Annotated in this window: 17 protein-coding genes and 7 pseudogenes; 9 read left to right on the top strand and 15 right to left on the bottom strand. The window is 57.3% G+C overall.

The window, feature by feature from the left end; all coding sequences use genetic code 11:
- Nucleotides 1–174: 174 nt before the first annotated feature.
- Nucleotides 175–763: pseudogene (locus ABOC21_RS07635) on the bottom strand (Yip1 family protein).
- 241 nt (nucleotides 764–1,004) lie between these two features.
- Between ABOC21_RS07635 and ABOC21_RS07630 the strand changes: the two are divergent.
- The gene (locus tag ABOC21_RS07630) at nucleotides 1,005–1,574 is read left to right on the top strand and encodes a DedA family protein (protein WP_133599087.1); all 570 of its coding nucleotides are present in this window, start codon (nucleotides 1,005–1,007) and stop codon (nucleotides 1,572–1,574) included.
- Between the two features lie 37 nt (nucleotides 1,575–1,611).
- Here the strand turns inward: ABOC21_RS07630 and mdtQ are convergent.
- The 4 genes and pseudogenes from mdtQ to dusC all read right to left on the bottom strand — a co-directional run bounded on the left by mdtQ (nucleotide 1,612) and on the right by dusC (nucleotide 5,649).
- Nucleotides 1,612–3,054: pseudogene (gene mdtQ / locus ABOC21_RS07625) on the bottom strand (multidrug resistance outer membrane protein MdtQ).
- A gap of 243 nt (nucleotides 3,055–3,297) precedes the next feature.
- A pseudogene (locus ABOC21_RS07620) lies at nucleotides 3,298–4,252 on the bottom strand (family 1 glycosylhydrolase).
- A pseudogene (locus ABOC21_RS07615) lies at nucleotides 4,244–4,348 on the bottom strand (transcription antiterminator LicT); the annotation flags it as partial. The pseudogenes ABOC21_RS07620 and ABOC21_RS07615, both read right to left, overlap by 9 nt.
- 368 nt (nucleotides 4,349–4,716) lie before the next feature.
- Complete coding sequence (dusC, locus tag ABOC21_RS07610) at nucleotides 4,717–5,649, bottom strand: tRNA dihydrouridine(16) synthase DusC (RefSeq protein WP_426815597.1); 933 nt, start codon at nucleotides 5,647–5,649, stop codon at nucleotides 4,717–4,719.
- A 94-nt stretch (nucleotides 5,650–5,743) separates the two neighbouring features.
- Here dusC and ABOC21_RS07605 point away from each other — a divergent pair.
- The 5 genes and pseudogenes from ABOC21_RS07605 to sanA all read left to right on the top strand — a co-directional run.
- Nucleotides 5,744–5,899 (top strand): annotated as a pseudogene (locus ABOC21_RS07605) (LysR family transcriptional regulator); the annotation flags it as partial.
- A 127-nt stretch (nucleotides 5,900–6,026) separates the two neighbouring features.
- A complete protein-coding gene (locus tag ABOC21_RS07600) occupies nucleotides 6,027–6,431 on the top strand; it encodes a CidA/LrgA family protein (RefSeq protein WP_426814127.1) in 405 nt (134 codons plus the stop codon).
- Nucleotides 6,421–7,116: a CidB/LrgB family autolysis modulator gene (locus tag ABOC21_RS07595; protein ID WP_426814126.1), complete on the top strand. Its 696-nt coding sequence runs from the start codon at nucleotides 6,421–6,423 to the stop codon at nucleotides 7,114–7,116. Before ABOC21_RS07600 ends, ABOC21_RS07595 begins: the two co-directional genes overlap by 11 nt.
- Nucleotides 7,117–7,244: 128 nt before the next feature.
- On the top strand, nucleotides 7,245–8,129 hold the full coding sequence (cdd, locus tag ABOC21_RS07590) for a cytidine deaminase (RefSeq protein WP_426814125.1): 885 nt from the start codon (nucleotides 7,245–7,247) through the stop codon (nucleotides 8,127–8,129).
- A 127-nt stretch (nucleotides 8,130–8,256) separates the two neighbouring features.
- A complete protein-coding gene (sanA, locus tag ABOC21_RS07585; RefSeq protein WP_426814124.1) occupies nucleotides 8,257–8,970 on the top strand; it encodes an outer membrane permeability protein SanA in 714 nt (237 codons plus the stop codon).
- Between the two features lie 104 nt (nucleotides 8,971–9,074).
- Here sanA and mglC read toward each other — a convergent pair whose 3' ends face one another.
- The 6 genes and pseudogenes from mglC to folE all read right to left on the bottom strand — a co-directional run bounded on the left by mglC (nucleotide 9,075) and on the right by folE (nucleotide 16,183).
- Nucleotides 9,075–10,085, bottom strand: coding sequence for a galactose/methyl galactoside ABC transporter permease MglC (mglC, locus tag ABOC21_RS07580; protein ID WP_426814123.1), 1,011 nt, complete (start codon nucleotides 10,083–10,085; stop codon nucleotides 9,075–9,077).
- Between the two features lie 15 nt (nucleotides 10,086–10,100).
- Nucleotides 10,101–11,621 carry a galactose/methyl galactoside ABC transporter ATP-binding protein MglA gene (gene mglA / locus ABOC21_RS07575; RefSeq protein WP_426814122.1) on the bottom strand — a complete coding sequence of 507 codons (1,521 nt, stop codon included), beginning with the start codon at nucleotides 11,619–11,621 and terminating at the stop codon, nucleotides 10,101–10,103.
- Between the two features lie 248 nt (nucleotides 11,622–11,869).
- Nucleotides 11,870–12,869 (bottom strand): annotated as a pseudogene (gene mglB, locus ABOC21_RS07570) (galactose/glucose ABC transporter substrate-binding protein MglB).
- A gap of 293 nt (nucleotides 12,870–13,162) precedes the next feature.
- The gene (gene galS / locus ABOC21_RS07565) at nucleotides 13,163–14,185 is read right to left on the bottom strand and encodes an HTH-type transcriptional regulator GalS (RefSeq protein WP_426814121.1); all 1,023 of its coding nucleotides are present in this window, start codon (nucleotides 14,183–14,185) and stop codon (nucleotides 13,163–13,165) included.
- A gap of 155 nt (nucleotides 14,186–14,340) precedes the next feature.
- Entirely contained in the window at nucleotides 14,341–15,498 is a 1,158-nt protein-coding gene (yeiB, locus tag ABOC21_RS07560) for a DUF418 domain-containing protein YeiB (protein WP_426814120.1), read from the bottom strand.
- A 16-nt stretch (nucleotides 15,499–15,514) separates the two neighbouring features.
- Complete coding sequence (gene folE / locus ABOC21_RS07555) at nucleotides 15,515–16,183, bottom strand: GTP cyclohydrolase I FolE (RefSeq protein ID WP_426814119.1); 669 nt, start codon at nucleotides 16,181–16,183, stop codon at nucleotides 15,515–15,517.
- Nucleotides 16,184–16,636: 453 nt separating this feature from the next.
- Here folE and fghA point away from each other — a divergent pair.
- Nucleotides 16,637–17,477: pseudogene (fghA, locus tag ABOC21_RS07550) on the top strand (S-formylglutathione hydrolase).
- A 91-nt stretch (nucleotides 17,478–17,568) separates the two neighbouring features.
- On the opposite strand, the gene cirA reads toward fghA, so the two are convergent.
- The 3 genes from cirA to yieE form a co-directional block, all read right to left on the bottom strand.
- Nucleotides 17,569–19,542, bottom strand: a complete 1,974-nt coding sequence (cirA, locus tag ABOC21_RS07545; RefSeq protein ID WP_426814118.1) for a catecholate siderophore receptor CirA — start codon at nucleotides 19,540–19,542, stop codon at nucleotides 17,569–17,571.
- Nucleotides 19,543–19,841: 299 nt separating this feature from the next.
- Nucleotides 19,842–21,311, bottom strand: a complete 1,470-nt coding sequence (locus ABOC21_RS07540) for an amino acid permease (RefSeq protein WP_426814117.1) — start codon at nucleotides 21,309–21,311, stop codon at nucleotides 19,842–19,844.
- A 188-nt stretch (nucleotides 21,312–21,499) separates the two neighbouring features.
- Complete coding sequence (gene yieE / locus ABOC21_RS07535) at nucleotides 21,500–22,366, bottom strand: DNA-binding transcriptional regulator YeiE (protein WP_426814116.1); 867 nt, start codon at nucleotides 22,364–22,366, stop codon at nucleotides 21,500–21,502.
- A gap of 178 nt (nucleotides 22,367–22,544) precedes the next feature.
- On the opposite strand from yieE, the gene ABOC21_RS07530 reads away from it, so the two are divergent.
- Nucleotides 22,545–23,594 (top strand): YeiH family protein, encoded by a 1,050-nt coding sequence (locus ABOC21_RS07530; RefSeq protein ID WP_426814115.1) that lies wholly within the window; start codon nucleotides 22,545–22,547, stop codon nucleotides 23,592–23,594.
- Between the two features lie 87 nt (nucleotides 23,595–23,681).
- Nucleotides 23,682–24,539 (top strand): deoxyribonuclease IV, encoded by an 858-nt coding sequence (nfo, locus tag ABOC21_RS07525; protein ID WP_426814114.1) that lies wholly within the window; start codon nucleotides 23,682–23,684, stop codon nucleotides 24,537–24,539.
- Between the two features lie 78 nt (nucleotides 24,540–24,617).
- Here the strand turns inward: nfo and fruA are convergent, their stop codons facing one another.
- Nucleotides 24,618–26,297, bottom strand: coding sequence for a PTS fructose transporter subunit IIBC (fruA, locus tag ABOC21_RS07520; protein ID WP_426814113.1), 1,680 nt, complete (start codon nucleotides 26,295–26,297; stop codon nucleotides 24,618–24,620).
- Nucleotides 26,298–26,300: the final 3 nt, after the last annotated feature.

Below are 26,300 nucleotides of genomic sequence, written 5' to 3'. Positions count from 1 at the left end.
TGAGCATTCTGAAAAGTATTTTTGCACGTTATATACGTACGCTGCGTCGCTGAAGCAAAAGCGAAGCTGGCAGGGGCAATCATACCGCGCCACGGCGGCGCCTGGCTAATAAGAATCGTGAGCAAATGCTGCATTACCAGCATAAAAATCTATTTATGCTGGCAATATGTGTTGTCAGAAAAGCCGGTAGCCGTAGCCCCACAGGATAACGGTGATCGCCAGCAGCACTTCCAGCACCAGCACCCCGATCGCGAGGGTGGAGCTGGCGAAGCTGAGCCCCTCTTCGCGATTGATATTCAGGAAGGTTGGGATCCCGAGATAGAGCAGATAGCCGGTGTAGAATAGCGCCACCGTTCCGACAAACGCGCACAGCCACACCAGCGGATAGAGCGCCACGATCCCGCTTAAAAACAGCGGCGTCGCGACGTAGCCGGCAAACACCATGCAGCGTTTTAGCGAAGGTCGCTGCGGATAGCTTCTCGCCATCCACCAGATGACCCGCCCCATCACCGCCACCCCGGCGAGCATCACGGCATAAAACAGCACCGCTAAGGCCAGCCCGGTGAACAGCGACGGTTTGATCACGGTGCCATCGCCGAAGTTCCAGCCCAGTCTGCGTGGTACCAATAAACGCGCAGATAACCGGAACCGCGGCCATGATCAGCACATGGTGCGTGTAGTGATGCGAAATCGTTTCGTTTTCGCTCTTGATAACGCTCATCTCTTGATTCGGATGAGAGAAAAGTCCCCAGACATGGTTCATAGCGTCCCCCTTGTCACGGCTTCGTACAGCAGTGATACAAGTATAATTCACCCTGAGAGATTATTTTGTGTACAGCGATAAAAAGGCGCTTAACCTTATTTTAAGCGCCAGGGTGTATGTTTAGGCTTTAGGGTAAAAAAACGTCGCGTCATGCGGCCTGGTTCAGGCTGGCGGCCGGGTCCGGCACGGTCCACCCGCCAGCGTTACCTGCAAGATGCCGCGCGGAGGGAGCATTTTTTGTATGGATATCAATAACCTGATTTCCCATTATGGTTACGCGGCGCTGGTCATCGGCAGCATCGCGGAAGGCGAAACTATCACCCTTCTTGGCGGAGTGGCGGCGCATCAGGGCCTGTTGAAGTTTCCGCTGGTGGTCATCTCCGTGGCGCTTGGCGGAATGATTGGCGATCAGCTGCTGTATCTGCTGGGCAGGCATTTTGGCGGCCGGCTGCTGCGGCGCTTTTCTCGCCAGCAGGCGCGGATCCGCAAAGCGCAGCGCATGATACAGCGCCGCCCCTATCTGTTCGTCATCGGCACGCGCTTTATGTACGGCTTTCGCATCATCGGGCCGCTGCTGATCGGCGCCAGCCGCCTGCCGCCGAAGGTCTTTCTGCCGCTCAATATCCTCGGCGCGATCGTCTGGGCGCTGCTGTTTACCACCCTCGGCTATCTGGGGGGAGAAGCCATTGGCCCGTGGCTGCATCATCTTGACGGTCATCTCAAGCACGCCGTCTGGCTGATCCTCGCGGTTGTGCTGGTGTTCGCCGCGCACTGGTGGCTAAAGCGCCGCGAGGCGCAGAGGAAAGAGTAGCCGGATGCCCGACCGGCGCTGCCGCCGGGCAACGCCGTTATTTCGCGGCCTGGCGGTAGCCACCGCCCAGCGCGGAGGTCAGCCTGAATGCTGGCATCCAGCCACTGGCCGTGCAGGCGAAGCGCGGAAATCCGCTCTTCGAGCGCCGGCAGCTTCGCCATGCTCACCTTCGAACCCGGCAGCATCCCGGCATTCATCCGCTCCTGCGCCAGATCCACCATTCGCCGGGCATCTTTTTCGACCTGCAGCTGCTGCTGGTTTTTCGCCATCAGGGTCTCAACCCGGCTTGCCGCCTTCGCCACCTGATTCACCGCGTCAACGACCGCTTTGTTGTACTTCGCCACCGACAGGTTGTTCTGCGCGCTGACGATATCGAGGTTGGCGTTCAGCCGGCCGCTATCAAAGATCGGCAGCGTCAGGCCCGCGGAAAGCCCCAGTCTGCTGCGCCGAATGGCGGAACAGATCGCTCAGGTGCAGGGCGTCCTGCTGCAGGAAGCCCATCAGGTTAATATCCGGATAGAACGCCGCTTTCGCCGCATCCACCTCGCTTAACGACGCCTCGATATACCAGTGCGCCTCCTGCAGATCCGGGCGGCGCGCCAGCAGCTCGTAGCCCAGCTCGGCCGGCATCTGCGTGCCAACCGCGGGCAAAGGGGCCGGGCGGAGGTTCAGCGCCCGGCCCTGGCCGTTGGTCAGAGCCAGCAGGCGCGCCTCGATCTCCTGCATGCCGCCGGCCACATCGGCCAGCTGCTGCTCGGTTTTGCTGACGCTGATATCGTTCTCCGCCCCTTCAACCGAGTTGGTGATCCCGCGCTGGTACAACGCCCGATCGACGCTGACGATATTGTTCTGCTCATCCTTCAGTCTGCTGCAGCACGTCCTTCACCGCCGCCGCGGTCTGCCACTGCCAGTAGAGCCGCGCCACGCTGCTGGCCAGCAGCTCGCGGGTTTGCGCCTTTTCGGCTATCTGCGCCTTCACTTCGCCGATGCGGGCCTGCACCAGCGCGCGATTTTTCCCCCACAGATCCAGATCCCAGCCCGCCGTCAGGCCGAAGGTGCCATTGGTGTACCACGGCCCGGTATTGCCATCGGTATCGGTCGCAAAGGGCCCCATCAGCCCTTCATAAGACATTTTCTGCCGCTCAACGTTGGCGGAAAAGTCCATCTCCGGGCCAAGGCTGGCCTGCGCCATCCGCGCCTGGGCCTCAGCCAGCCTGATGCGCTGGCTGGCAATCTGCATATCCGGCGCGTTGGCTAAGGCGCGCTGAATCAGGTCGTTCAGCTGCGGATCGCGGTACTCCAGCCACCAGCTGTCATGCGGCCAGCCGTTTTTCACGCTGGCGGGCAGCTCCGTAGCCACATGAGATGCCGGAGTTTGCCGCTGCTGCGGGGCGCCGGTATCGTGCGACGGCGCGCACCCGGCCAGCGCAATAACCAGGGGTAGCCCGGCGAGGACGCGTTTGCTCGGATTCAGATTCATGAGATAGGTCAGATGACTTAATAAGGTCGGATATAATAAATTAACCGCCCTCGCGCCGTTAAGTAAAGCGTGTGGCCAGCCAAATCAGATGGTTAAAAATAGATCAATGAATTCACGGCGTGAAGATAAGCCCGAATATTTACGCCGATTCGCGCTTTTTCGCCGGATACGCGCCCCTGGTCCATTCGGTAAGACGCGTCGGTAACCCGCAGGCGGCCCGGCGCCTGCGGGCCGCATAGCGACCTACTCTTTCAGGCAGGCGCCGCTGCTGGCAATGACCTCTTTATACCAGTAAAAGCTCTTCTTCCTGCTGCGCGCCAGCGTCCCCTTCCCCTCGTCATCACGATCGACGTAAATAAAACCGTAGCGCCTGGAGAGCTCAGCCTTCGAGGCGCTCACCAGGTCGATTGGCCCCCAGCTGGTGTAGCACATCAGCTCGACGCCGTCGTCGATAGCCTCCCGCGCCTGCAGGAGATGATCGTTCAGGTAGGCGATCCGGTAGTCATCATTGATGCTGCCGTCCGCTTCAACCTGATCTTTCGCGCCGAGGCCGTTTTCCACGATAAACAGCGGCTTTTGATAGCGATCCCACAGGACGTTAAGCAGCGTGCGCAGGCCCAGCGGATCGATTTGCCAGCCCCACTCCGAGCTCGCCAGGTGCGGGTTGGGCACCATGCTGAGAATGTTGCCGCGCGCCGTTTTATTCAGACTCTTCATCGGCGGTCACGCAGCCGGTCATATAGTAGCTAAAGGAGATAAAATCGACGGTCTCTTGCAGCGCCGCGCGGTCGGCGTCGGTTATCTCCAGGCTGATATCCTGCTCGCGGAAATAGCGCAGCATATAGCCCGGATAGGCGCCGCGGCACTGCACGTCGCCGAAGAACTGCCAGCTGCGGTTCTGCTGCAGGGTCTCAAAGACATCTTCAGGACGGCAGCTGAGCGGATACATCAGGCCGCCGAGCAGCATATTGCCGATTTTTCCGTCTTCGACTATCTCGTGGCAGGCCTTAACCGCCAGCGCGCTGGCGACCAGCTGATGATGGATCGCCTGGTAGACCGCTCCCCTGCTGCTCCCCTCCGGCAGGCCGACACCGGTCATCGGCGCATGCAGGGACATGTTGATTTCGTTAATGGCAAGAAACATAATCTCTTCCGTCGTCAGCTGCCGCTGATAGCTTTTCTGCAGATGTCGGGCCACGGTTTCCGCACACTTCCACGCCCTGGCGTAGTTGTCCTTCACCACACTGTGCAGCGTCACGTCATCATCATTATTAAGAACTTTGGCGATTTGCATATGAACCCCAGAAACAAAAAAACCTGACCCCCGACAAATGCCAGGAAATCAGGTTTTGCCTGCCTAAGCAGTAGCAATCCAACTCCCGCACTGTAGCAATTTCTCTTTTTGTCTCAACTGCCCAGGCGGAAAAACGTGATACAGATCGCGACTAACAGCACATCAGCGCGGCGTTTTTAGAAGGTCGCCACCGTTTCCGCTCCGCCACCCGCGCATCCTGAGCCCGGCGACAATAGTGAAAATGGCGGCAAGAAGAACAGGCGATTTATTGTTTTGTTATTCACCGGTATATCGAACCTGACTGAATAAAGGTCATCGCCAGAAACGTCCGGAGTAATAATTGGCGAGCGAATGAACAATTCCGCAGATTAATAGCGGGCGATGGCGGCGGCAATCTCAGCAGAGGTTTTCAGGGTGCGAATCTCATTAAATACCCCCAACGCTTCGCTATATTCTTTACGTAAATAGCTGAGCCACTGCTTGATGCGGGCTACGTGATAGAGGCCGGTATCACCCTGCTTTTCCAGACGGGTATATTTTTGCAGCAGCAGCACGACCTGCGGCCACGGCATGCGCGGCTCGTTGTATTTTATCACCCGGCTTAAATTCGGTACGTTAAGCGCGCCGCGGCCGATCATCACCGAGTCGCAGCCGGTGGCCGCCAGGCAATCCTGCGCGCTTTGCCAGTCCCAGATTTCACCGTTGGCAATCACCGGAATCGACAACCGCTGGCGGATTTCACCAATTGCCGCCCAGTTGATACGTTCCGCTTTATACGCGTCTTCTTTGGTACGCCCATGAACGACGAGCTCCGTCGCTCCGGCCTGCTGCACCGCATCAGCAATTTCAAACTGACGCGCCCCGCTGTCCCAGCCCAGACGAATTTTTACCGTCACCGGCAGGTGGTCTGGAACCGCCTCGCGCATGGCCTTCGCGCCGCGATAAATCAGCTCCGGGTCCTTCAGCAGCGTCGCGCCGCCGCCGCTGCCGTTAACCAGCTTTGACGGGCAGCCGCAGTTCAGGTCGACGCCCCACGATCCAAGCTCCACCGCCCGGGCGGCGTTCTCCGCCAGCCACTGCGGATATTGTCCGAGCAGCTGCACGCGCACGCGGGTTCCGGAAGGCGTCCGGCTGTGGTGGCGTAGCTCCGGGCAGAGTCGGTAAAACGATTTCGCCGGCAGCAGCTGGTCCACCACGCGCAAAAATTCGGTGATGCAAAGATCGTAATCGTTGACTTCAGTCAGCAGCTCACGCACCAGAGAATCGAGCACGCCTTCCATCGGCGCCAGTAATACCCGCATAGTTTTATTCATTGCCCGGAAAAAAAGAGGCGCTATGTTAGCGCCTCTACGTGCCGGTTGAAAGGTCTCCGTGTGGTTTTCCCGCCGCCCGTGGCGCAGGCCGCAGCGCTTTGCCGCACGGCGGCAGCCGGCAATTCTTCATTTGCCTCGCACCATACAAAAAGGTAGCGTCGGGGTATTCTGGCGAAAAAGTGAAACGCCATCGCTTGCCCTCAGCCGGTTTCTTGATTATTTATCGCCGGAGCCATAGCCGTGACGCTGCCCGCGCGCAGGGTTCCATTGCTCTATCCCGGCTATGCCTATAATTCATGTTGTGACCGGTAGCACATTTTTGGGTTTAATTGTATGATGAATGCGGTTCATCAAGGGTTATTACCATGAGTCAATCACTGATTATTATCTGGCAGTACCTGCGGGCTTTTGTGCTGATTTACGCCTGCCTGTACGCCGGGATTTTTATCTCCTCCCTGCTGCCGATCGCCATCCCCGGCAGTATTATCGGGATGCTAATTTTGTTCGTTCTGCTGGCGCTGCAGATTATGCCGCCGAAGTGGGTCAATCCCGGCTGTAACGTGCTGATCCGCTATATGGCGCTGCTGTTTGTGCCCATTGGCGTAGGCGTGATGCAGTACTGGGATTTGCTCCGCTCTCAGCTCGGCCCGGTCGCCGTCTCCTGCACCATCAGCACGCTGGTCGTTTTTCTGGTTGTCAGCTGGAGTTCCCACCTGGTGCACGGCGAACGCAAAGTGATCGGCCAAAAAGGAAGCAAAAATGATGCATGAAATCTGGTGGTCGCTGCCGCTGACGCTGATTGTCTTTTTCCTCGCCCGCAGGCTGGCTGCGCGCTTTAAATTTCCGCTACTCAACCCGCTGCTGGTGGCGATGGTGGTCATCATCCCCTTTCTGCTGGTAAGCGGTATCTCTTACGACCGCTATTTTCAGGGCAGTAAGATCCTCAACGATCTGCTGCAGCCTGCGGTGGTGGCGCTGGCCTTTCCTTTATACGAACAGCTTCACCAGATTCGCGCCCGCTGGAAATCGATCATGACCATCTGCTTTATCGGCAGCGTGGTGGCGATGGCGACCGGAACTACCGTGGCGCTGCTAATGGGCGCCACGCCGCAAATCGCCGCCTCGATTATGCCGAAATCGGTAACGACGCCGATTGCGATGGCGGTCAGCGGCAGCATTGGCGGTATTCCGGCGATCAGCGCGGTATGCGTTATTTTCGTCGGCATTCTCGGCGCGGTTTTCGGCCATACGCTGCTCAACCTGATGCGCATCCGCACCAAGGCCTCACGCGGCCTGTCGATGGGGACCGCCTCGCACGCGCTGGGCACCGCGCGCTGCGCGGAGCTCGATTATCAGGAGGGGGCCTTCAGCTCGCTGGCGCTGGTGCTGTGCGGGATTATCACCTCCCTGGTCGCGCCGTTTTTGTTCCCGGTCATTTTAGCCGCAGTGGGATAAAAAGTGATTAAAGTCACATTTATTAATGCAACATAACCAAGTTGCATAAACAATGAGATATTAATCACATATACAGGCCCTCACCGCCCGTACACTAGATTCCCATTACACTGTTATGAGGCAACGCCATGCACCCACGTTTTCAAGCCGCTCTCTCTCAACTGGCGGCAGACCTGCGGACGGCTATCGCCCCGATGCTGACCGACCCGCATTTCCCGGCCATGCTTGATGCCGAGCAGGTCGCCGCGCTGCAGCGCGCGACGGGCCTGGATGAAGACGCGCTGGCCTTCGCCCTGCTGCCGCTGGCAGCCGCCTGCGCGCGCGCCGACCTGTCACATTTTAACGTTGGCGCCATCGCGCGCGGCGTCAGCGGACGCTGGTACTTCGGCGGCAATATGGAGTTCCTCGGCGCGACCATGCAGCAAACCGTCCATGCGGAGCAGAGCGCCATCAGCCATGCGTGGCTACGCGGCGAAAAATCCCTGCTGGCAATCACCGTTAACTACACGCCCTGCGGCCACTGTCGCCAGTTTATGAATGAGCTCAACAGTAGCCAGGTGCTGCGCATCCACCTGCCGGGCCGCGAGGCGCATTCGCTGCAGCACTATCTGCCGGACGCATTTGGTCCGAAGGATCTGGAGATCAAAACGCTGCTGATGGATGAGCAGGATCACGGCTTCCCGCCGAGCGGCGACGCGCTGGCACAGGCGGCGATTCAGGCGGCAAACCGCAGCCATATGCCCTACAGCCAGTCGCCGTCCGGCGTCGCGCTGGAGCTGAAGGACGGCACCCTCTTCGCCGGCAGCTATGCCGAAAACGCCGCCTTTAACCCGACGCTGCCGCCGCTGCAGGGTGCGCTCAACCTGCTCAGCCTGAACGGCTATGATTACGCCGATATCCAGCGGGCCATTCTCGCAGAAAAGGCCGATGCGGCGCTGATCCAGTGGGATGCCACCGCGGCGACGCTGAAAGCCCTTGGCTGCCACAGTATTGACCGCGTGCTGCTCGGCTAAATCACACATTATGCGGGCCTCAGGCCCGTATTGCTGAAAATCCCCGCAATCAAACGATGGTTTCTTGCTCTTGCCCGGCGGGTAAAGTAGCCTGAACACTCTATTGTCTATCGGTGAGCCCAGGTTAATGTTAAAGCGCGTGTTATACAGCCTGTTAGTCCTGTTCGGCCTGCTGCTGTTGACCGTGCTGGGTCTTGACCGCTGGATGAGCTGGAAAACCGCGCCCTACATCTACGATGAGCTGCAGGATCTGCCCTACCGTCAGGTCGGAGTGGTGCTCGGCACCGCCAAGTACTACCGCACCGGAGTCATCAATCAATACTATCGCTACCGTATCCAGGGCGCGCTCAACGCCTACAACAGCGGCAAGGTGAACTACCTGCTGCTCAGCGGCGACAACGCGCTGCAGAGCTATAACGAGCCGATGACCATGCGCCGGGACCTGATTAAAGCCGGCGTCGATCCGGCGGATATCGTGCTGGACTACGCCGGCTTCCGTACCCTCGACTCCATCGTGCGGACCCGCAAGGTTTTTGACACCAACGATTTTATTATCATCACCCAGCGCTTCCACTGCGAGCGCGCGCTGTTTATCGCCCTGCATATGGGCATTCAGGCCCAGTGCTATGCGGTACCGTCGCCAAAAGATATGTGGAACGTGCGGCTGCGCGAGTTCGGCGCGCGCTTCGGCGCCCTCGCGGACCTCTACCTTTTCAAACGCGAGCCGCGTTTTTTAGGCCCGCTGATCCCCATTCCGGCGCAGCAGGAAGTTCCGCATGGCGCCCAGTCCTATCCGGCGGTGACCCCGGATCAGCTGCTGGAATTGCAAAAAGAGAAGTAACGGGTCGTATCCTTCGGCGGCCACACGGCTTCCGCGCCTTGCGATAAGAGAGCCAAAAAAAAGCCCGCGCAGCGTGCGCGGGCCTGGTAAACAAGTATCGAGCGTTATTTTTTGCGCGCGTATTTCAGTGAATCCAGCGCGACGGCGAAGATAATAATGGCGCCTTTGATAATGTACTGCCAGTACGGGTTAACGCCGATGTAGGTCAGGCCGTAGTTAATCACCGTAAAGATGATAACGCCGGTTACCACGCCGAGCACGGTCCCCACGCCGCCGCTGAAGGAGACGCCGCCGACAACGCAGGCCGCAATCGCATCCAGCTCATACATAAAGCCGAGGTTGTTGGTCGCCGAGCCGATTCGCCCGGCCTCCAGCAGCCCGCCGAAGGCGTAAAACACGCCGGACAGGGCATAGATCATCAGCAGGTTAAGGGCAACGTTAACCCCTGAAACCTTCGCCGCTTCCGGGTTGCCGCCGATAGCAAAGATGTTTTTGCCAAAGCGGGTCTTGTTCCACAGGATCCAGACGAAAAACACGGCAATCAGCGCGTAGAAGGTAATATACGACAGGCGGAAGGTCCCCAGCGCGACAAACCCTTGCGCAAAATTCGAGAAGTGGCTGTCGAATCCGGAAACCGGCGAGGCGCCAACAAAATCGTAGTACAGGGAGTTGATCCCATAAACGATAATCATGGTGCCCAGGGTGGTGATAAACGGAGTCACGTTGAGGTAGGCGATGATAATGCCGTTCAGCAGACCAATTACCGCGCCAATCGCGCACACCAGCAGGATCACCAGCGGTATTGGCATCGTTGCCATATCCGGGAAGACCTTGTTGGCGTTATCCACCGCCTGCAGCATCGTTGCGGCGATAACCGCTGCCAGGCCAACCTGACGTCCGGCTGACAGGTCGGTCCCTTGCGTCACGATGAGCCCCGCGACGCCCAGCGCGATAATAATACGTACCGAGGACTGGGTCAGAATGTTACTTAAGTTCAGTAAACTTAAGAAGGTCGGATCCTGGAAAATAATAATGGCCAGCAGGACCAAAAGAACAACGTAAATCCCACCGTCCTTCAGATAGGTGAGAAAACTCTTTTTATTTAATGCGCTCATCGCAAGCCCCTGATCTTAAAGATGCAACGACGCAAGACGTAAAATTTCGTTTTGCGTAGTGGTTTTTGTCTCAACAATTCCGGCAACGAGCCCGTTGCTCATTACCAGAATACGGTCAGTAATACCCAGCAGCTCCGGCATCTCGGAGGAAATAATAATGATCCCTTTCTCTCTTTTGGCCAGTTCGGCAATCAGCTGATAGATTTCGAACTTGGCGCCAACGTCAATCCCGCGCGTCGGTTCATCAAGCATCAGAATCTCCGGCTGGGTTAACAGCCAGCGGCCGATAATAACCTTCTGCTGGTTGCCGCCGGACAGCGAACCAATTTGCGTATGCTGTCCTGGGGTTTTCACACGCATGGCGTCAATAACCCATTGGGTATCGCTTTTCATGCGCGAGTTATCCAGCAATCCGACCTTGTTTTTATATTTCTTAATATTGGAGATCAGGGAGTTAAAACCGATATCCAAATAAGCATAAATCCCGGTAGAACGGCGCTCTTCGGTCACCAGCGCAAAGCCGTGGTTAATAGCTTCATTGGCGCTATGGTTATTAATTTTCTTACCGTGCAGCTTAATCGTCCCGCTGGCCTTTTCGCGAATGCCGAACAGGGTCTCGACGATATCGGTACGCTTCGCGCCCACCAGCCCGGCGATGCCGAGAATTTCGCCCTTATGCAGGTCGAAGGAGATATCGCGGATCGACGGCTGACGCAGCGAGGTCAGGTTACGCACCTCAAGAATCACCTCGCCAGGCGTGTTTTCCCGGTTTGGGAAACGCTGGTTCAGGGAGCGGCCGACCATCATGGCGATGATCTTGTCCATGTCCAGACCTTCCAGCGGCTGGGTGGCAATCCACTGGCCGTCGCGCAGGATGGTTATCTCATCGCACAGCTGGAAAATCTCTTCCATTTTGTGGGAGATATAGACAATGCCGCAGCCGCGCTCTTTCAGCTTACGGATGATCTTAAACAGATGGTTGACCTCTTTTTCGGTCAGCGACGACGTCGGCTCATCCATAATGACGATTTTGGCGTCATAGGAGAATGCCTTCGCAATTTCAATCATCTGCATTTGCGATACCGATAGCGTGCCCACGCGCGCGCGCGGGTCAATATCAATATCCAGTTCATCAAATATCGCTTTGGTATCGCGATACATTTTATCCTGATCGACAAACACGCCTTTGGCGGGATAGCGACCCAGCCACATATTGTCCATCACCGAACGTTGTAATACTAAGTTTAATTCCTGGTGAACCATTGAGATGCCGTTTTCCAGGGCTTCTTTCGCCGAATGGAAATCGATCTCTTGTCCCTGAAAAAGAATGCTGCCGGAATCTTTTTGATAGATCCCAAAAAGGCATTTTAATAATGTTGATTTTCCCGCGCCGTTCTCGCCCATTAATGCATGAATAGAGTGAGGACGGACTTTCAGGTTGACATTATCGAGTGCCTTGACGCCAGGAAATGATTTGTTGATATTGCTCATTTCCAACAAAAATTCGCCCGACCGTTCGCTATTATTACTGACCATAGTTATACCTGGCTGCGTTCATGCACACCCTCAGCTGACGAATTAGCGCCAAAATAAGGATCTGGTTCTCTATCAGGAATAATCGGGCGTAGCGGCTGGCGATCCTTCAGGCGGCCATTTTAGCGGCGACGTTGCTCTCAACGCATCCCGAGTGACTGTATTTATAGCCAATACGCCCGTACATCTACTCGATAAACTTCGAGCTGCGAAATGGTATGCACCCGCAGCCCGAAACCGAGTATTAAATATTACTTACCAATAAACTGGCTCAGATTGTCTTTATCGACGCCAACGTAAGGAACGCGAACGATTTTATTTTCAATCTTCCAGCTGGTGCCCGCGGCAGGCTCTTTACCGTCCGCCAGGTTTTTCGCCAGATCGAAGGTGGCTTTTGCCTGGTTATTGGCATCGTTCAGCACGGTACCGGCCATCGCACCGGATTTAACCAGCGCCAGCGCTTCTGGTAAGGCATCGACGCCGAAGACCGGAATGCTGCTCTTGTTGTGCGCTTTCAGGGCTTCTACCGCACCCATTGCCATCGCATCGTTGTTGGCGATAACCACTTCAATTTTGTTAGCGTTAGGGCCGGAGAGCCAGGCGTCCATCTTATCTTTCGCCTGAGCGGTATCCCACATCGCGGTATCCAGCTGCAGCTGCTGAGTTTTCAGACCTTTGTCATTCAGCTCTTTAATGACGTAGGTGGTACGCGCTTCGGCATCCGGATGGCCCGGCTCGCCTTTCAGCAGCACATACTGAATCTGACCATCTTTGTTCAGATCCCAGCCGGCGTTGGCTTTCCAGTGTTTAGCAATCAGGTCGCCCTGGATAATACCGGACTCTTTAGAGTCGGTACCGACGTAATACGCTTTGTCATAGCTGTCCAGCGCTTTACGGGAAGGCTCTTTGTTAAAGAACACCACCGGGACGTTCTGCCCGCGCGCTTTATCGATAACGGTGCCGGCGGCAGCCGGGTCCACCAGGTTAATCGCCAGCGCCTTCACGCCTTTTGCCAGCAGAACGTCAATCTGATCGTTCTGTTTGGACTGGTCGTTTTGCGAGTCATTCATCAGCAGACTGAACGTCCGGCGCGGCTTTGCCGTCTTTCTCAATGGCCTTACGCACCACCGACATAAAGTTGTCGTCGTATTTATAAATGGTTACGCCGATGCGGGTATCAGCTGCGTGTGCCGCGGCGCCAAATAACATACTCGCCATAACTGCAGACAGGGTAAACACCTTCTTATTCATGGAATCTCCGGTTTTTTTTATGCAGGGTCATTGGTGTGAAAACGGCTGGCGGAAGTTGTTACATTAACGTTACCGCACAACAAGGTTCACGACTGTAAATTCTGTCTTCCGTGTAGGGTGACGCTCCAAAGGTACGGCTTTACTCGCAGTTTAGCGCCTTGCTCCCGTTGTAAAAGTGATTAATCACCGTGACAAAATGGTCAGGACTGGTAAACGCGGCCATCATAATCAGTTGAATGTTAATATACTGTGAATTTACTCACAGATTGAAAGCGGTTACATCCCCGCCCTTTTCAGTTAGTGATCGGCCCCACAATTTGCCGCTGGGTCACCGAATGGCGACGCACCAGGGTCGGCATAAAGCAGTGGCGAGCGTCATGGTCGAGCTTACCCGCAGCCCCCAGCAGCGCCAGCTCGGTGGCGAGCTTCGCCATTGACATAATAGGATAGCGCACCGTCGTCAGCTGTGGGTCGGTGTAACGAGAAATAGGGATATCATCGAAGCCAATCAGCGACAGATGCTGCGGCACGACAATGCCGTTATCTTTCAGGGTAGTCAGCGCGCCGGCCGCCATACTGTCGTTGTAGGCGAAAACGGCGGTGAGGCCTAAATTACGCCCCAGCAGCTCAACCATTGCCGCCTCGCCGCCCTGCATATCCGGCGAACCGGAGCCTACCCAGCTGTCGGGGGCAATAATGCTTTGCTCCTGCAACGCCTTGAACCACCCCTCCCGGCGCAGGGAGTCATCTTCAATGCCGTGATTTGAGGAGAGATAGCCGATCCGCTGATGGCCGTGGTTGAGCAGCATCCGCGTCGCCATCAGCGCCCCGCTGACGTTGTCCAGACCGACGCAGCGGTGCTCGTAGCCGGGCACAATGCGGTTGATCAGCACCATCCCCGGAATATGCTGCATGAAATCGCCGAACTCCTCGTCGCTCAGCGCCTTGGAGTGCACGATCAGCGCCGAGCAGCGCTGGCGAATCAGCACTTCGATAGCGTTACGCTCTTTTTCCGCCTCATGGTAGCTATTGCCGATCAGCACGTATTTCTGATGCTGCTGGGCCACGGTATCCACCGCCTTCACCAGCGCGCCGAAAAAGGCATCCGACACGTCCATCACCACCACGCCAATGGTATCGCTGACCTGCGTCGCCAGCGCCTGCGCGTTGGCGTTGGGCCGGTAGCCGAGCTGCGTTACCGCTTTCATCACGCTTTCGCGCGTATCCGGGCTCACCAGCGCGCTATTATTCAGCACGCGCGAGACCGTCGCGACGGAAACCCCCGCCTGACGGGCGACATCACGAATGGTGATCATGCTCACCGACCTGTAGAGAATTGCAATACGTCACACCCACCTCCTGTGTTCAGCAAGGTGGCTATTCTGGCAGCGACGCGCGGCGCGCTACGTGAGTGAGGTCACACGCCTGAAAACGCTTACATTCATTTTGTTAACGATTGTGATCGAGATCGTTATCTGGATGTGTTCTTTGATGATGTCCCTGAAGCGCGCAGGGTGAGCTGACGCCACAGCCATTCAACCGGGCCCTGGCGGAAATGACGCAGCCAGAAGAGCGAGAAGATGAGATTTATCGCCCAAATCGGTACGACGAAGGCCAGCAGCTGCAGGCGGTCGAACTTCATAAACAGGCCAAGGCGGTAAAAGAGCGTGGTGCAGATGATAGTTTGCAACAGGTAGTTGGTCAGCGCCATGCGTCCGACGCAGGCAATCGCGGTCACCAGCCGCAGCTTGCACAGCTGAGGCCAGAAGCCCCACGCCAGGGAAGCGTAGCCGATGGTTTGTAGCGGCGCGCCGAGCTCGCGCGGGGCCTGCAGCAGGAATGCGCACCAGCGGGGATCCCAGTCGAGATACCACTGGGCGAAAATCGCCGGGATATTGACCGCCATTCCGGCGGCGATCAGCAGAACGCCGGTGCGCCGGTAGTGGCTGAGGCTGAACTGCCCTTTTAGCCAGCCGCTGCGCATCAGGGCCGCGCCCATCAGCATCATTCCCGCCAGCTGCCAGCCGTACTGCGCGCCGAGGGCCAGCAGATTATCCGACAGCATATCCGCGCGGTTGCTTATCGCCTCGAAGCCGCCGTTCAGCTTCCAGTACTGCTCATACTGTAAATTTGCCGCATCGGGCACCCACGAGCGATTCGGCGCATCGCCGGAAATGACGCCAAGCAGCAGCAGCACCGCCACGCCGATGACGTACAGCATCACGCCGGTATTAAACAGGGTTTTGAGGTGATGCGCATCGCGAATCATTCTCCAGGCCACCAGCCCCACGAGTGCGTAGGCCAGCAGGATATCTCCGTCCCAGAAAAAAAGTCCGTGGATAAACCCCAGCAGCGCCAGCAGCGTCAGACGCGACTGGATCCAGCGCTTGCCGCGAGGCAGCAGCAGCTGAAGCCCGGCGCCAAACAGCAGAGCAAAGAGGGTCAGGAATTTCACCTGCGCCAGCAGGTCGAGGATCGCCCAGGTCCAGGCGTCGCTAAAAGAGATGCTCCCGGACCACGCCGGGTTGAGATAGGCCGCCTTCGGCAGGCCGAAAGCGTTAATATTCAGTAGCAGAATACCCAGAATGGCGACGCCACGAATAAAGTCCAGCGTGACGTTTCGTTCCATGTACCCTGCTCCGATTTTAGCCGTGGTGACGTACGGCGCGCAGGAACTCCTGGCGGGTATTCTGGCTGGATTTAAACAGACCGCCCAGCGAGGTGGTTGTAGTGGCGCTGGTGGCATCGCGAATACCGCGCGCCTTCACGCAGTAATGCACCGCATCAATCGATACCGCCACGTTGCTGGTACCAAGCAGGGTTTGCAGCGCGGTTAAAATCTGCTGCGTCAGCCGCTCCTGCACCTGCGGGCGCTGGGAGAAGAACTGCACGATGCGGTTGATTTTCGACAGGCCAATCACCGAGTCTTTCGGAATATAGGCCACCGTCGCTTTACCATCAATCGTGACAAAGTGGTGTTCGCAGGTGCTGGTCAGGGTGATATCGCGCACGGTAACCATTTCATCAACCTGCATCTTGTTCTCAATGACGGTGATTTTGGGGAACCTGGCGTAGTCCAGTCCGGAAAAGATCTCATCGACATACATTTTGGCGATGCGATGCGGGGTTTCCATCAGACTGTCATCACTAAGATCAAGATTCAGCAGCTGCATAATCTCAGTCATGTGTCCGGCAATCAGACGCTTGCGAGTTTCATTATCTATTTCTTGTACTGGCGGACGCAACGGCGTCTCCAGCCCACGAGCGACCAGCGCTTCATGAACGAGTATGGCTTCTTTGCTCAGTGATGACATTTATGTTCTCCTGCAGGTGTGGCGCTCTTTGCTCTTCTGAGGGCAAAGTTTGCATGCATTGTGCGTGAGGTAGCGCACATAATCTAGTAGCCGAAACGATAATTATTGAAATTTGCGTGACCTATTGATAGCGCGCTTCTGGTCCTACGTCCGCCACATCGCGCCTGTCAATCGTCTAACGCCCGCCAGTTGCCACTTCCCGAACAAAAGAACGACTTCGCGTCATTCTAAATAGCACAGCAGCCGGAGCATGTTGGCTAAAAGTTGCATTAATGATGCAATATGTTCCCGAAAGGAGAAAGTGAAAGTTGCTCACGAGTAAGTGAAATATCTGTATTATGCAAAATTACGTCCCTGTACGCAGAGTCAGCCGGCGGCCGCTACCACGATATATCCGTAAGGTATGTATGGCCTGCTGGCTAACGCGTATCCCCTTTTTCTAAGGAGCCCGGCATGGAATTGCTTGAAGAGCATCGCTGTTATGAAGGTCGGCAGCAACGCTGGCGGCATGACTCCACGACGCTGAACTGTGCAATGACGTTCAGCATCTTCCTACCCCCGCAGCGCGATGATGCGCCGCCGCCGGTTGTGTACTGGCTCTCCGGCCTGACCTGCAACGATGAGAACTTTACCACCAAAGCCGGCGCTCAGCGCATCGCGGCCGAGCTCGGCCTGGCGCTGGTGATGCCGGATACCAGCCCGCGCGGCGATAGCGTCGCCGACGATAGCGCCTACGATCTGGGCAAAGGCGCGGGATTTTATCTCAACGCCACCGAAGCGCCGTGGTCGGCGCATTTTCGCATGTACGATTACCTTCGCGACGAGCTGCCGCAGCTGATTAGCGCCCAGTTTAACGTCAGCGATCGCTGCGCTATTAGCGGCCACTCAATGGGGGGTCACGGGGCGCTGATTATCGCCCTGAAGAACCCGGGCCGTTTCGCCAGCGTGTCGGCCTTTGCGCCGATCGTCAACCCTGCCAGAGTGCCGTGGGGGCAAAAGGCGTTTACCGCCTACCTCGGCGCCGACGAATCTCGCTGGCAGGCGTGGGACAGCTGCGCATTAATGCAGGCCAGCCAGGCCAGCGACGCGATACCCACGCTTATCGATCAGGGCGACAGCGACGCGTTCCTCGCCCAGCAGTCTGCAGCCTGCGGTGCTGGCCGAAGTTGCGCGACAAAAGGCGTGGCCGCTGACCCTGAGAATTCAGCCCGGCTACGATCATAGCTACTACTTTATTGCTTCATTTATCGAAGACCATCTGCGTTTTCACGCCCGGTATCTGCTGACGCACTGATGACGACTGCCGCACCTTAGTCGCCAGCGCACAGAGGGCTGACAGGAAAACCTGCCAGCCCTCTTTTATGTTTCAGCTAACCTTAGTGCGCTTAGAAGCGGTAGTCAACGGCCATAAAGTAGCGGCGGCCCTCTTCGGTATAGCTGTAATCGTCGCGGCTCAGATCTTTATCCCCGACGTTCAGCACGCCGGAACGCAGCTTAACGTTCTGAGTAACCTGCCAGGCGGCACCGATATCAAACATGGTGTAACCGCCCGGCGTTTTAGCCGTGGCGCTGACCGCACGCTGCTCGCCGGTATAGTTCGCCGAAACGTAGAAGGACCAGTCGTCCAACGGTTTCCAGTCCAGCGTGCCGTTGGCAGTATGGAACGGCAGCGTTTGCAGCGGCTTATCACCACCGTTGCTGAGATCGCGGCCGTCGTTATAGGTGTAGTTCACCGTCAGCTTCCACTCATCGCCGAACGGCACCTTCACTTCGGTTTCTACGCCCTTGATGCGCGCCTTGTTGACGTTAAAGTAGCGGAATACCGGCACTCGTTTGCCGTTGACGGTTTTCCAGCCCACAAAGTTGGGATAGCCTGGCGCCTCGCTGGCGCTGGAAGTACGCAGGATATCAATCATATCGTCCACGTTGTTCTGGAAGGTGGTCACGCTCCCTTCCACGCCATCCAGTAATCCCTCCTCACCCCGATAGTAGAGGCCGATCTCGAAGCTTTCGCTGGTTTCCGGCTTGAGGTCAGGGTTACCGATAATGCTGCAGGAGCCGCGGCAGGAGTTAGTGGTCCAGTCAGGGTTCAGCTGTAGCAGAGACGGCGCTTTAAAGGCCGTCGCCCAGCCGCCCTTCACCGTCACCGTATCGGTCGCGTTATAGACGAGATAAGCACGCGGGCTCCAGTGATCGCCGTAGGTTTCGTGGTCATCCATACGAATACCGGTGGTCAGCGCCAGCGGTTCGAAAATACGCCATTCATCTTCAACAAACAGCGCATACTGGCTGGCGGAGGTCGATTTTCCGCCGCTGCTCAGGTTGACCGGATCTTTCAGCTTATCGTGTCGCCATTCACCTCCGACGGTCACCAGCTGATTGATCATGCCCAGCGGCAGGACGTATTTGCCGTCAACGGAGTTGCTTTCAGAGGTGATGGTACCGGCCTGACCCGGATTTTTGTTATCCACTTTTTCGCCATAGAACTTCAGCTCGCTGTTACCCATGTCCCAGCGGCCGTTGTGGCTAAGCGAGTAATTCTGGCGCTCAAGGCGGTTGCGATCGAGGGAGTCAGAATCCCTGTCCTGGCGGTCAAATCCGTAACCGGCGGTAATATCCTGGCTATCGGTCGGCGTCCAGGCAAACTCCACGTTGCCGTCACGACTGGAGAATCCTTCAATGCGTGGCGTTTCGCCAGCGGCATTGCTGGACGCCAGCTGATCGTCCTTCGCACGTTTCGCCAGGCTGCCGTAGGCTTTCATACCCAGCACACCGTCAATCAGCGGCCCGCTGGTAAAGAACTGCCCGTTATAGGTATCGCCACGGTCACGATGTTCCTGAACGGTGGTATCCGCACTCAGGGTGCCGGTCCATTTTTGACCAACTTTTTTAGTAATAATGTTGACCACGCCGCCAAGGGCGTCTGAACCGTAAAGAGATGACATCGGCCCACGCACCACTTCGATACGCTCGATGGCGTCTACCGGGATCCAGTTAAGATCGAAGTCGTTATGGCGGAAAACGGCGTTGCGGGAGTTGACGCGTTTGCCATCCACGAGAATCAGCGTATAGCTGCTATCGAGTCCGCGGATGCTGACGCCCTTGCGATTATCCCCTTCGTTGGTGAGCTGCACGCCCGGCACTTCCCGCAGAACATCCTTCAGGTTTTGCACCGGACGGCGCTGTAAATCTTGCTGAGTGATAACGCTAATGCTGGCAGGGGCATCCTTTACGCTCTGTTCAGTTGCCGCGGCAGTGACAACCAGCGTTTCTTCATTGACCTCGGCCGCGGCCGGAAGGGCCAGCGAGACGACGGATGCGCACAATCCCGCCCGGACAAAAGGGTTTAGCCTGAACATTTCATATCTCCATGAGGTAACAAACAAATCAAACAAAAGGTGCTGCTAACACGTACTGTCGGCGCAACGCTCATTGGCGGTACGCGCATATTTTTTACAGCAGACGTGGCTGGTCGCCCCTTGTCAGATACTGAGACCGGCAAGATATGGGGATTGGCTTCATCCTGAATTTGGCAAGGATGATAAAGATAATGATATTGATTATCAATACAATTATGAATAATTGTGACAATTTGTAAGGAGTAAATATGCAAAAAAGCCCTCTAAAAGAGGGCTTTATCTGCTGAAATTCGCTGCTGTTAGCCTTTAAAACGCTGCGGGAACTTCATTTCGCTATAGCGGACAAACCGGGTACCTTTGGCAAGCTTATAGCCAAACCAGATAACCAGGAACAGCGGAATACCGATATAGGTCGCCGCCACGCCGCCCCAGTCGATGGTGTCTTTCAGGAACGCTTCGTAGTTCTGGCCGAGGGTAATAATCAGGCACAGAACGAAGGCGAAGATCGGCCCAAGCGGGAAGAACCCGGAGCGATACGGCAGATCGTTGACATCGTTGCCCTGCAGCACGTAGCCGCGACGGAAACGATAGTGGCTGATGGCGATCCCCAGCCAGGCGATAAAGCCGGTCATCCCCGAGGTATTCAGCAGCCACAGGTAGACGGTCTGGTTGCCAAACATTGAACTCAGGAAGCACAGCGCCGCCACCACGGTTGTGGCGTACAGCGCATTGCGCGGCACGCCGCCGCGCGACAGCTTCGCGAAGATGCGCGGCGCTTTACCATCGCAGGCCAGGGTGTAGAGCATACGCGTGGAGGCGTACATTCCTGAGTTGCCCGCCGACAGCACCGCCGTCAGGATCACCGCGTTCATGATCGCGGCCGCGGACAGCAGGCCGGCGTGCTGGAACACCAGGGTGAACGGACTAACGGAAATATCCTTCACGTCGTTACGCAGCAGGCTCGGATCGGTATAAGGGATAATCAGGCTGATGATTAAAATCGCGAACACGTAGAACAGCAGAATACGCCAGAACACCTGGCGCACGGCGCGCGGGATGTTCTTCTCCGGGTTTTCCGACTCACCCGCGGCGATGCCGATAAGCTCGGTGCCCTGGAACGAGAAGCCGACGATCATCGCCACGCCGATCATCGCCGCAAAGCCGCCGGCAAACGGCGCATCGTCAATTCCCCAGTTACTCCAGCCCGCAGGCTTTGTGCCTTCAAAGATGCCGACGATCATCATCACGCCAACGACAATAAAGATGATGACGGTAGCGACCTTGATCAGCGAAAACCAGTACTCTGCTTCACCGAAGCCTTTGACCGAGATCCAGTTCAGCAGGAACATAACGCCGAGGAACAGCGCGCTCCAGATCCAGCCCGGGGCGTCAGGGAACCAGTAGGTCATGACCAGCTGCGAGGCCACGAGGTCAACGGCGATGGTGACCGCCCAGTTATACCAGTAGTTCCAGCCCAGCGCGAAGCCGAAGCCCTCTTCGACATAGTTCTGACCGTAGGTGGCAAAGGAGCCGGACACCGGCATGAACGCCGCCAGCTCGCCAAGGCTGGTCATCAGGAAATAGACCATCAGACCGATCAGAATATAAGAAAGCAGCGCGCCGCCGGGGCCTGCCTGGGAAATAGTTGCACCGGATGCAACGAAAAGACCTGTACCGATGGAACCGCCAATAGCGATCATGGTCAAGTGACGCGCCTTCAGTTCACGGCGTAGGCCGGGCGCTTCTGTGGTTTTAGTATCCGAAACCATGTGAAAATGCTATCCATCAAAAAAATGAGGCGAGATTGTAGCAGACGATCGGCGATCCATCCGGTACAAATACAAAGTTATAAGAGAGGTTCATGATCGAACATGGATTATTAGTAAAGCACTAAATCGCGGAATTGCCAGCAATAATCCCCCGCCTCTTTTCACCTCAGCGCGCTGAATCCGCCGTTCTACACCTCGCAGTAGCGCAGAAAACGCTGTAATGCTTTAGAAATGTGCTTCTGGCGATGATGAATCCGCCACAGGGTGCGGGTTAATGGCGGTAGCGGCACGCTCAGCTCAACCAGCGATCCTACCTCCAGCTGCTCGGCGATAACCCGCCGCGAAAGGCAGCTGATGCCGAGGCCGTGACGCACGGCGTGTTTGATGGCCTCGGAGTTGCCCAGTTCCATCCCCAGATGAAACGCCGGCAGATGCGATAGCAGTAAATAGTCGACGATTTCCCGGGTACCCGAGCCGTGCTCGCGCAGGATCCACGGCGCCTCCGCCAGCCGCTGCAGCGTCACCTCGCCCTCCAGCAGCGGCGAACCGGGAGCGGCAAACACCACCAGCTCATCCGCCAGCCACGGCTCGGCGATAATATCCGCCGCATGGCACGGCCCCTCAATCAGCCCGATATCCACCCGCAGATCGGCCACGGCGTTAATCACGTCCTGGCTGTTGCCGACGCTCAGCTCCAGCGGCAGTTCGGGGAAATCGCGGCGATAGCGGGCAATGATTTCCGGCAAAATATAGTTCCCGATAGTGCTGCTGGCGTACACGCGGATCGCGCCGTTGTCGCCGCGAAACAGCAGCTCGATTTCACCGGCGCGCTCCAGCAGCGCCAGCGCGCGCGGGTAAAGCAGCCTACCGTGCTCGTTGACCACCAGCCGCTTGCCGACGCGATCGAAAAGCTGCACGCCCAGCTGCCCTTCGAGATCGGTCAGCGCCGCGCTGACCGCTGACTGCGAAAGCGCCAGCATTTGCGACGCCTGGGTGGTTGAACCGCTCTTGAGAACTTCAGCAAAAACTTCCAGCTGCCGCAGTGTGATATGCATAACCCTTCCTTGCTCGTCCAATCGACATCACTCTTCGTAGTCCCGACGCCTGGCGCATAGCGCCGCGAGAGCTGCGAAGAGGCTTATCTACCACTTATTACGATTAATTATAAATATATAATCAATTTTATATTTAAACCAGCGAGTCGTAATCTTTACGCAGACAAAGGAGAAGGTTATGACAGCACTCACTTTACCGACAAAACATCGCACGCTGTGGCATTTTATCCCAGGCCTGGCGCTTACCGTCGTACTTACCGGCGCCGCGCTCTGGACGGGCAGCTTTCCCGCTATCGCCGGCGCCGGTTTCAGCGCCCTGACGCTGGCCATCCTGTTCGGCATGGTCGTCGGCAATACGATCTACCCAAAAATGTGGCAATCCTGCGACGGCGGCGTGATCTTCGCTAAACAGCACCTGCTGCGTCTCGGTATTATTTTATACGGCTTTCGCCTGACCTTCGCACAGATTGCCGACGTCGGCGTGAGCGGCATTGCCATTGACGTTCTGACCCTGACCAGCACCTTTTTTATCGCCTGTTTCCTCGGGCAGAAGGTCTTCGGTCTGGACAAGCACACCAGCTGGCTGATTGGCGCCGGCAGCAGCATCTGCGGCGCGGCGGCGGTTCTGGCCACCGAACCGGTGGTGAAGGCGGAGGCCAGCAAGGTAACCGTCGCCGTCGCTACGGTGGTGATTTTCGGGACCCTGGCTATCTTCCTCTATCCGGCGATGTATCCGCTGCTGGCGCACTGGTTTACGCCGGAAACCTACGGCATCTATATGGGCTCGACCATGCACGAGGTGGCGCAGGTGGTCGCGGCGGGTCATGCGGTGAGCCCCGATGCTGAGAACGCGGCGGTGATTGCTAAAATGCTGCGCGTCATGATGCTGGCGCCGTTCCTGCTGTTCCTCGCCGCCCGCGTTAAGCAGCTGGCCCCGGCCGGCAGCGGCGAGAAAAGTAAAATCACCATCCCGTGGTTTGCCATTATGTTCATCCTGGTGGCGGTATTTAACTCCTTCCACCTGCTGCCAAAAGCGGCGGTCGATATGCTGGTGACCCTCGATACCGTGCTGCTGGCGATGGCGATGGCCGCACTGGGGTTGACCACCCACGTTAGCGCGCTGAAAAAAGCCGGCGCCAAACCGCTGCTGATGGCATTAATGCTGTTCGTCTGGCTGATTGTCGGCGGCGGCACGATTAACCTGGCGGTCCACGGCCTGATGGCCTGAAGTATGACGGCGATGTTAAGGATGATGTAACTCTCCGGTTAAGCCGCTATCATTACCCACCCCGCAGCGGCTTAACTGGAGTTTTTTATGAAATATATTGGAGCGCACGTCAGCGCCTCCGGCGGAGTGGCCAATGCCGCCATTCGCGCAGCCGAAATCGGTGCGACCGCCTTCGCCCTCTTCACCAAGAACCAGCGCCAGTGGCGCGCCGCCCCGCTGAGCGACGAAACCATTGCTGAATTCAAAGCCGCCTGCGAAAAATACCGTTTCGCTCCCGGGCAAATCCTGCCGCACGATAGCTATCTGATCAACCTCGGCCACCCGGTGGAAGAGGCGCTGGAAAAATCCCGTGAAGCCTTTATTGATGAGCTGACCCGCTGCCAGCAGCTGGGGCTGACGCTGCTGAACTTCCATCCCGGTAGCCACCTGCAGCAAATAGCGGAAGAGGAGTGCCTGGCGCGGATCTCCCGCTCGATTAATATCGCGCTGGAAAAAACCGCAGGCGTGACCGCGGTTATCGAAAACACCGCCGGCCAGGGCAGCAATCTCGGATTTAAGTTTGAACATCTGGCCGCCATTATCGACGGCGTGGAGGATAAATCCCGCGTCGGCGTATGTATTGATACCTGTCACGCCTTTGCCGCCGGGTACGATCTGCGTAGCGCTGCAGAGTGTGAGAAGACCTTCGCTGACTTCGAGCGTATCGTCGGCTTCAAATACCTGCGCGGGATGCACCTGAACGATGCGAAAAGCGCCTTCGGCAGCCGCGTCGACCGCCACCACAGCCTGGGCGAAGGCAATATCGGCCACGATGCCTTCCGCTGGATCATGCAGGACAGCCGCTTCGACGGGATTCCGCTAATTCTGGAAACCGTGAATCCCGATATCTGGGCGCAAGAGATAGCTTGGCTGCGGGCGCAGCAGCCGGCGGAAGCGTCGGCCTGAGGTCGATGCCGGGCTAATCGCAACCGCTAAAAAAAGAAAGGGCCGAATCATCGGCCCTTTTGCTTATGCAGATGTGACTCAGGCGGCTTTTTCGAGCGTCTGCTCCTCCGGACGCTTCAGCACCGCGTAGGAGAGACCGGCAACCAGCGTCCCGGCAATAATCGCCAGCAGATAGCCGAGCACCGGCGTAATCGCGCCAGGGATCAGCAGCACAAACAGGCCGCCGTGCGGTGCCATCAGTTTGGCGCCAATCGCCATGGAGATGGCGCCGGTTACCGCCCCGCCGACGATACAGCATGGCAGGACGCGCATCGGATCGCGGGCGGCGAACGGAATCGCCCCTTCGGTAATAAAGCACAGCCCCAGGACCAGCGACGCTTTGCCGCCTTCGCGCTGGCCTTTGTCAAACTTATTACGCGCCACCAGCGTCGCGATGCCCATCGCCAGCGGCGGTACCATGCCCGCGGCCATAATCGCCGCCATCGGCGCATAGGTCTGAGTACTCAGCAGCCCGACGCCAAAGGCGTACGCCGCTTTGTTCACCGGACCGCCCATATCGGTACACATCATTGCCCCGAGGATGGCGCCCAGCAGAACCGCGTTAGCCGTGCCCATGGTTTGCAGCCAGTGGGTCAGACCCGCAAGGATACCGGCAACCGGCTTACCGATCAGGTAGATCATCGCCAGACCGACAATCAGGCTGGAAACCAGCGGAATGATCAGAATCGGTTTCAGCGCCTCCATGCTCGGCGGCAGCTTCAGCTTCGTGCTGATCAGTTTAGCCACGTAGCCGGCAAGGAAGCCCGCAATGATCCCGCCAATAAAGCCGGAACCGCCGCTCACCGCCAGCATACCGCCGATAAGACCCGGCGTCAGGCCCGGACGGTCGGCGATGGAGAAGGCGATAAAGCCCGCCAGCACCGGAACCATCAGCGCAAAGGCTGAACCGCCGCCGATCTGCATCAGCGCCGCCGCCAGCGTATCCTTCACTTCAAATGCTTTAATCCCGAAAGCGAAGGAAAGCGCGATGCACAGGCCGCCCGCCACCACCATCGGCAGCATGTAGGAGACGCCGGTCAGCAGGTGACGATAGGCACCGCCGCCCTCTTTCTTCGCGCTGTCCGCCTGCTGTGACCCGGAAGGCTGATAGGGTTTGGCTTCCAGCTGCGCCTTTTCAAACTCCTGGGCGGTTTTCTTCAGCGCCAGGCCGGTAGTGGTGCGATACATTGGCTTACCGGCGAACTTCGCCAGGTCAACTTCAATATCCGCCGCAACGATCACCAGATCGGCCTGCGCCACCTCTTCCGGCGTAATCGCATTGCCCGCGCCGACGGAGCCGCGCGTTTCCACCTTCACCCACCAGCCGCGTTTTTTCGCTTCGCTTTCGATAGCCTCTGCGGCCATAAAGGTATGCGCCACGCCGGTTGGGCAGGCGGTAACGGCGACGATGCGCTTCGGGCCGCTGGCCGCGGCGGGCGCCGCAGCCGGCGCGCTGTAAGGGGTCGCATGGCTTTTCGCCTCGCCGAGGAACAGCTCCGGGTGGGCAACGGCGCGGTTAATATCGCCGAGATAGACCTTTTTACCGTTCAGCGCGCTGTCAGCAGGCAGCGTTGAGCCGAGGACGATAGCCAGCTCCGCATCGTTCGGGTTATCAATCAGTTCGAGTTGCGCTTTTTGCGCCGCGGTGCCCAGCAGGGTTTTCGCCATATAGGCGCGCGCCTGTCCGAGTCCGGCATCAATAATCAGCAGCGTTTTCATTAT

It is taken from the genome of Klebsiella sp. WOUb02 (genome assembly GCF_050058015.1).
Taxonomy (GTDB): Bacteria; Pseudomonadota; Gammaproteobacteria; order Enterobacterales; family Enterobacteriaceae; genus Klebsiella.
The sequence above is the reverse complement of the archived record's forward strand: the minus strand, read 5'-3'. Positions and strand labels throughout refer to the sequence as shown.

Coding starts and splice junctions, on each gene's coding strand:
- ABOC21_RS07630 (WP_133599087.1), top strand. CDS start 1,005: ATGGATATCAATAACCTGATTTCCCATTATGGTTACGCGGCGCTGGTC.
- dusC (WP_426815597.1), bottom strand. CDS start 5,649: ATGCGGGTATTACTGGCGCCGATGGAAGGCGTGCTCGATTCTCTGGTG.
- ABOC21_RS07600 (WP_426814127.1), top strand. CDS start 6,027: ATGAGTCAATCACTGATTATTATCTGGCAGTACCTGCGGGCTTTTGTG.
- ABOC21_RS07595 (WP_426814126.1), top strand. CDS start 6,421: ATGATGCATGAAATCTGGTGGTCGCTGCCGCTGACGCTGATTGTCTTT.
- cdd (WP_426814125.1), top strand. CDS start 7,245: ATGCACCCACGTTTTCAAGCCGCTCTCTCTCAACTGGCGGCAGACCTG.
- sanA (WP_426814124.1), top strand. CDS start 8,257: ATGTTAAAGCGCGTGTTATACAGCCTGTTAGTCCTGTTCGGCCTGCTG.
- mglC (WP_426814123.1), bottom strand. CDS start 10,085: ATGAGCGCATTAAATAAAAAGAGTTTTCTCACCTATCTGAAGGACGGT.
- mglA (WP_426814122.1), bottom strand. CDS start 11,621: ATGGTCAGTAATAATAGCGAACGGTCGGGCGAATTTTTGTTGGAAATG.
- galS (WP_426814121.1), bottom strand. CDS start 14,185: ATGATCACCATTCGTGATGTCGCCCGTCAGGCGGGGGTTTCCGTCGCG.
- yeiB (WP_426814120.1), bottom strand. CDS start 15,498: ATGGAACGAAACGTCACGCTGGACTTTATTCGTGGCGTCGCCATTCTG.
- folE (WP_426814119.1), bottom strand. CDS start 16,183: ATGTCATCACTGAGCAAAGAAGCCATACTCGTTCATGAAGCGCTGGTC.
- cirA (WP_426814118.1), bottom strand. CDS start 19,542: ATGTTCAGGCTAAACCCTTTTGTCCGGGCGGGATTGTGCGCATCCGTC.
- ABOC21_RS07540 (WP_426814117.1), bottom strand. CDS start 21,311: ATGGTTTCGGATACTAAAACCACAGAAGCGCCCGGCCTACGCCGTGAA.
- yieE (WP_426814116.1), bottom strand. CDS start 22,366: ATGCATATCACACTGCGGCAGCTGGAAGTTTTTGCTGAAGTTCTCAAG.
- ABOC21_RS07530 (WP_426814115.1), top strand. CDS start 22,545: ATGACAGCACTCACTTTACCGACAAAACATCGCACGCTGTGGCATTTT.
- nfo (WP_426814114.1), top strand. CDS start 23,682: ATGAAATATATTGGAGCGCACGTCAGCGCCTCCGGCGGAGTGGCCAAT.
- fruA (WP_426814113.1), bottom strand. CDS start 26,297: ATGAAAACGCTGCTGATTATTGATGCCGGACTCGGACAGGCGCGCGCC.